Source organism: Variovorax sp. 20P10.2.4, from assembly GCF_058244205.1.
Window position 1 is genome coordinate 1 of sequence record NZ_JBZAYE010000516.1, and the last position, 5,357, is coordinate 5,357.

7 protein-coding genes are annotated in these 5,357 nt (G+C 70.7%); 3 read left to right on the plus strand and 4 right to left on the minus strand.

Annotated features, from left to right (window positions below):
* The 4 genes from AC27VN_RS31785 to AC27VN_RS31800 form a co-directional block, all read right to left on the minus strand.
* A partial coding sequence (locus AC27VN_RS31785) for a beta-ketoacyl synthase N-terminal-like domain-containing protein (RefSeq protein WP_490879136.1) occupies nt 1-786 on the minus strand: 786 nt, incomplete at its 3' end.
* Nucleotides 783-1,025 carry an acyl carrier protein gene (locus AC27VN_RS31790; protein ID WP_057597863.1) on the minus strand — a complete coding sequence of 81 codons (243 nt, stop codon included), beginning with the start codon at nt 1,023-1,025 and terminating at the stop codon, nt 783-785. The genes AC27VN_RS31785 and AC27VN_RS31790, both read right to left, overlap by 4 nt.
* A 138-nt stretch (nt 1,026-1,163) precedes the next feature.
* Nucleotides 1,164-1,856 carry a phosphatase PAP2 family protein gene (locus AC27VN_RS31795; protein WP_490879137.1) on the minus strand — a complete coding sequence of 231 codons (693 nt, stop codon included), beginning with the start codon at nt 1,854-1,856 and terminating at the stop codon, nt 1,164-1,166.
* Between the two features lie 55 nt (nt 1,857-1,911).
* Nucleotides 1,912-2,808 carry an AraC family transcriptional regulator gene (locus AC27VN_RS31800; RefSeq protein ID WP_256222509.1) on the minus strand — a complete coding sequence of 299 codons (897 nt, stop codon included), beginning with the start codon at nt 2,806-2,808 and terminating at the stop codon, nt 1,912-1,914.
* 89 nt (nt 2,809-2,897) lie between these two features.
* Here AC27VN_RS31800 and AC27VN_RS31805 point away from each other — a divergent pair, with 89 nt between their 5' ends.
* The 3 genes from AC27VN_RS31805 to AC27VN_RS31815 all read left to right on the plus strand — a co-directional run.
* Nucleotides 2,898-4,154 (plus strand): MFS transporter, encoded by a 1,257-nt coding sequence (locus AC27VN_RS31805; RefSeq protein WP_490879138.1) that lies wholly within the window; start codon nt 2,898-2,900, stop codon nt 4,152-4,154.
* A 40-nt stretch (nt 4,155-4,194) separates the two neighbouring features.
* Nucleotides 4,195-4,944, plus strand: coding sequence for a sulfite exporter TauE/SafE family protein (locus AC27VN_RS31810; RefSeq protein WP_490879139.1), 750 nt, complete (start codon nt 4,195-4,197; stop codon nt 4,942-4,944).
* A 186-nt stretch (nt 4,945-5,130) separates the two neighbouring features.
* Nucleotides 5,131-5,357, plus strand: a 227-nt coding sequence (locus AC27VN_RS31815) for an ATP-binding cassette domain-containing protein (protein WP_490879140.1), incomplete at its 3' end; no start/stop codon positions are given.

A 5,357-nucleotide genomic window follows, 5' to 3' on the forward strand; every position in this document is an offset into this window, starting at 1 on the left:
GTCGCTGCTCAGGCCCCAGCCGGCGAGCAGCGCATGGATGCGCGCGCCGCGCCGGCGTGCGCGTTCGGCCGATTCGAGCACCACGAAGGCCGCGCCCTCGCCGAGCGCGAAGCCGCTGCGGTCGGCCGCGAAGGGCTTGACGGCCTGCGCCGCCTCGCCGGGCTGGAAGCCGGCCAGCGTCATCATGGCCTGCCAGGCCAGCACCACGCCGGGCACGATCAGCGCTTCGCTGCCGCCCGCGATGGCCAGGTCGACCTCGCCGCGCTGGATCGCCTTGGCGGCCTCGGCGATCGCCACCGACGACGAAGCGCAGGCCACCGAGTAGGTGAGCACCGGGCCCTGCACGCCCTGGCGCATCGACACGTGGGCCGCCGGCGCATTGGGCATGAAGGCCGGAATGGTCAGCGGCGACACGCGGCCGTTGCCGCGGTAGGCGGCCTCGAGCGCCGCCGCGCCGCCCATGCCGCAGCCACCGTAGACGCCCACCCGCTCGGCATCGAGGCCGCTGTCGGCGAGGGCGGGAATGCCGGCATCGCGCATCGCGAGGTCGGCGGCGGCCACCGCGAGCTGGCTCACGCGGTCGACGCCCGCGAGCTGCAGCTTGGTGAACCAGCGGCTCTCGTCGAAGGCGACGGTGGCGGCGGCGGCCGGCTTGGGGAGTTCGGGAAACACCGGCGCGATGGCCGAGCGGCCCTGCAGCAGGGCCTCGAACAGGGTGTCGGGATGGTCGCCGTGCGGGGCGACGACGCCCAGCCCGGTGACGGCGACCTCCGAGGGCGTGTTCACGCTGGCTTGGCGGCGCGGACCTTGTCGACCAGCACGGCCAGTTCGGCCAGCGTGTCGATGTTGGCGTCCTCGTCGGGCATGGTGATGCCGAAGTGGTCTTCGATGGCGAACAGGAATTCGGCCAGCGCCAGCGAATCGAGCCCGCCTTTCTCCCGCATGGAGGCATGGGGGTCGAGCGTCGACGGTTCGATGCCGTACTTCTCTTGGATCAGGTCCTGCAATTCCTTCAGCGAACTCATCGTGCGATGCCTGTGGTCTCTCTTGCCAGCCGCTGATCGATTGCAATCGATCCCTTCCTCGCTCGGCGTATGTCTAGGGTCGGTGAGCGCCAATGATATCCGCTCCCACCGCAGGGACATGCCGGCCGGAAGGGGGAGTCAGCGTGCTCGGTAACCCGGACGCCAGCGCAGCGAGGGCAGCGCGAAGGCCAGCCCGAGCAGCGCGCCGGCCAGTGCATCGAGCGCCACGTGCTGCTTGACCGCCAGCGTCGACCACGCGATGGCCGCGAACCAGAGCCAGTTCAAGAGCCGCGGCCATAGCGGCGTGCGGGCCTCGCGCAGCACGTGCTCGAGTCGCACCGCGGTGAAGATCGCCACCGCCACGTGCATCGACGGGCAGGCGTTGCCGGCCGCGTCCACGCCCTGCAGCATCTCGAAGCCCGGATAGCCCGAAACGTCGATGGCCAGAGGAGGTATCTGCGTCGGCCACAGATAGAACAGGCCCAGCCCCGTGAGGCACAGTCCGCCGACCCAGAAGCCGTAGACCAGCAGCTCGCGGAAGTTCGGCTGCAGCCCGGGCGCCACGCCCACGTAGAGCCACAGCGACAGGTAGGCGCCCAGGAAGTGGGGCTGGAACGGGACCAGCGCGTCGAGCGCGGTCAGCGGCATCACCGTGACCGGGAAGGCCGGGTTGCGCAGCAGGTGGAAGTAGCCGATGAAGAACAACCAGGTGAAGACCGTGGTGCCGACCGCCTTCAGCAGGAACAGGCTGCGCACGCGGCGCCCGAGCTCGGCGCCCCAGGTGGGCGTGGCCGGTGCGGCGGGCAGGGGCAGGGGGAGCGGTCGGTTCATGGCGGGCTGGCGGCCGATCTTGCCAGAGCCCCATGACCGGACGCCGCAAAGCACCTCAGGCGTGCGCGGACGAGGGACCGCGCTTGCGGTGCTGGAACGAGGTCGGCGAGCGCCCGGTGGCGGCCTTGAACATGGCGCAGAAGGCGCTGTCGGTGGCATAGCCGCTGGCGGCCGCCACCTGGCTCACGGCCATGCCGCGCGCCAGCAGCGGCAGCGCATGCGCCATCACCGCCTGCTGGCGCCACTGCTGCCAGCTCATGCCGAGCTGGTCGCGGAACATGCGCGCCACCGTGCGTTCGCTGGCGCCGATGCTGGCGGCGCGTTCGGCCAGGGTGGCGCGGTCGGCCGGGTTGCGCAGCAGCGCCTCGCAGAGCTGGCGCAGCCGCTTGTCGGCGGGCAGCGGCACGTCGATGCGGATCTGCGTGGCGCGCTCGAGCTCGTCGACCAAAAGCGGCGCGATCATGCGTTCGCGCTGCGGCGCATGCGCGTCGGTGGGCGGGAGGCCGTCGGGCGTGGTGTCCAGCGCCAGCATCAGCGCGCGCAGCAGCGGGCTGATCTCGAGCACCTCGCATTTCTCCCACGCCGGGCCCAGCCAGGCATGCAGGTAGATGGTGCGCAGCTCGGCGTCCTCGATCAGCATGATGCTGTGCGGCATGTCGGCCGGCACCCAGACCGCGCGCGAGGGCGGCACGATGTAGCTGCCGTCCTGGGTGTTGAGGCGGATCACGCCGCGGGTCGAGAAGGTGAGCTGCGGCCACGGATGCTGGTGCAGCTCGACGAAGGTGTCGGCGCTCAGGAAGTGTTCCTTGGCGCGCAGCGGCCGCACCGCGTCGGGCGCGTACAGGTGCGGCGTGAGCGAGGCCACGCTGGTGACCGGCGCGGGCACCGGGGCCGCGCGCGGCTTGTCGGGTCGCGGAACGCCGTCCGCAGGGGTGGGGGGCTCGCTTGGCATGGTTTCGACAAATGTTGTCGCGGTATCGCCATTCTGCCGCCGAGCCCGGACATAGCATCGGGGCTTGCCCCGGTTTTTTGTAGCAATCCATGTCTTCCTCCGCCTCGACCACTCCCAACGCCACCGCCCCGACCACCCTGCGCAAGGACGCCCAACTGATCGGCCTGGTCGGGCTGGCGCATGCGATCAGCCACTTCAGCCAGCTGATCCTGGCGCCGCTGTTCCCCTGGCTCAAGGACGCCTTCGGCGTGAGCTACACCGAGCTGGGCGCGGTGCTGACCGTGTTCTTCGTGGTCTCGTGCATCGTCCAGGCCGCCTCGGGCTTCATCGTCGACAAGCTGGGCCCGCGGCCGGTGCTGTTCGTCGGGCTGGGCGCGCTGGGCCTGGCCGCCTTCGGCTACGCGCTGGCGCAGAGCTACTGGATGCTGTTGCTGTGCGCCGTGGTCGGCGGCATCGGCAACGGCGTGTTCCACCCGGTCGACTACACGCTGTTCAACCGCAAGGTCGCGCCCACGCGCCTGGGCCATGCCTACAGCGTGCACGGCATCACCGGCAGCCTGGGCTGGGCGCTGGCGCCGGCCTTCGTGGTGCCGATCGCCATCGCCACCTCGTGGCGCGTGGCGCTGGCCTCGGCCGGCGTGCTCGCGATCGTGGTGCTGCTGGTGCTGTGGGTCTACCGTCGCGTGCTCGACCTCGACGTGAAGGCCGTGCACAAGGCCACCGGGCAGGGCGAGGCCACGGTAGGCGGGCAGTTCGACTTCCTGCGCATCCCGGCCGTGTGGATGTGCTTCGGTTTCTTCTTCTTCTATGCCGCCGTGATCAGCGTGGTCCAGACCTTCGCGCCGGTCGCGGCCGGCCACCTGCACGCGGTGCCGGTCGGCATCGTGGCGGTGTGCCTCACGGTCTACATGGTGGCGAGTTCGGCCGGCATGGTGGCGGGCGGCTTCCTGGCCTCCGATCCCTCGCGCTGCGAGCGCATCGTGGGCCTGGGCTTCGGCATCGCCGCCGCGCTGGCCTTGGTGCTGGCCTTCGCCGACTTCCCGCCGCTGGTGGTGCCGGTGCTGTTCGGCGCCATGGGCTTCGTCTCGGGCGTGGCCGGTCCCTCGCGCGACCTGCTGGTCAAGCGCTCGACGCCGCCCAATGCCACCGGCCGCGTCTATGGCGTGGTCTACGCCGGCCTCGACATCGGGCAGGCCGTGGCACCGCTGATCTTCGGCCGCCTGATGGACCATGGCCAGTACGTGGCCGTGATCGTGGGCCTGGCGCTGGTGCAGGGCGTGCTGATCGCGAGCGCCTTCAACGTGACGCGCGTGCGCCGCACGGCGCTGGTGCCGGCCTCGGCCTGAGTCCCTGCGCTCGCAGGGGGCGGCCGATATCATCGGCCGCATGCAGGCCTTGTATCTCTATGTGATCGTCGGCGCGGTGCTGGCGGGATTCGTGCAGGGCCTGTCCGGCTTTGCGTTCAGCATGGTGTCGATGTCGGTCTGGGCCTGGACCCTCGACCCGCAGCTCGCGGCCATCCTCGCGCTGTTCGGCGGCATGACCGGGCAGCTGATCACCGCCTTCAGCGTGCGCCGCCGCTTCGACCGCCAGCTGCTGTGGCCCTTCGTCGCCGGCGGCCTCGCGGGCATTCCCTTCGGCGTCTGGCTGCTGCCGCACCTCGATGTCGAGCTGTTCAAGGTCTGCCTCGGCGTCGTGCTGGTGCTGTGGTGCCCCGCGATGCTGATGTCGCAGCGGCTGCCGCGCGTGCGCTTCGGTGGCCGGGTGGCCGACGGCGTGGCCGGTGCCATCGGCGGCGCGATGGCCGGCATCGGCGGCTTCTCGGGCGTGGTGCCCACGCTGTGGTGCACCCTGCGCGGCTTCGAGCGCGACACCCAGCGCGCGGTGATCCAGAACTTCAACCTCACGATGCTGGTGGTGGCCTTCTCGCTGCACGTGGCGCGCGGCGGCGTCGCCTTGTCGACGATCCCGCTGCTGGGCCTGGTCGCGGTGGCCGTGTTCGTGCCGGTGCGACTCGGCGCGCGGCTGTACATCGGCATCAGCGAGGCCACCTTCCGCAAGATCGTGCTGAGCCTGCTGACGGCCTCGGGCGTGGCGATGCTGGCCTCGGCGCTGCCCGCGCTGCTGCGGCGCTGAAGAAGACAGAGAAAGAAAAGTCGCGGAACCTTCGCGCGAGGCCCGCCTCCAAACCGGCCCGGGGCCTTTCAGGGCCCTTTCGTTTTTCCGGAGCGTCCCCCCGAAATGCGCCTTTGAGCCTTCCTTGATCGCCGCGATGCATGACCACCGTGCATCGCCTTGCCAACGATTCATCGGAGGGCCGGCATGGCTCATCGCACGCACGCACCGCGCCCGGGTTCAGGGCCGGACGCTTCCTTTTCTCTTTCCGCCACCGCGAGCTTCGAGCTGCGCCACGCCAGCCTCGCGCTGCCGGGCGGGCACCTGTTGTTCGACGATCTCCGCGAGACCTTCCAGCCCGGGCGCATCGGGCTGGTCGGGCGCAATGGCGCCGGCAAGTCGATGCTGCTCGACCTGCTCGCGGGCCGGCGCGA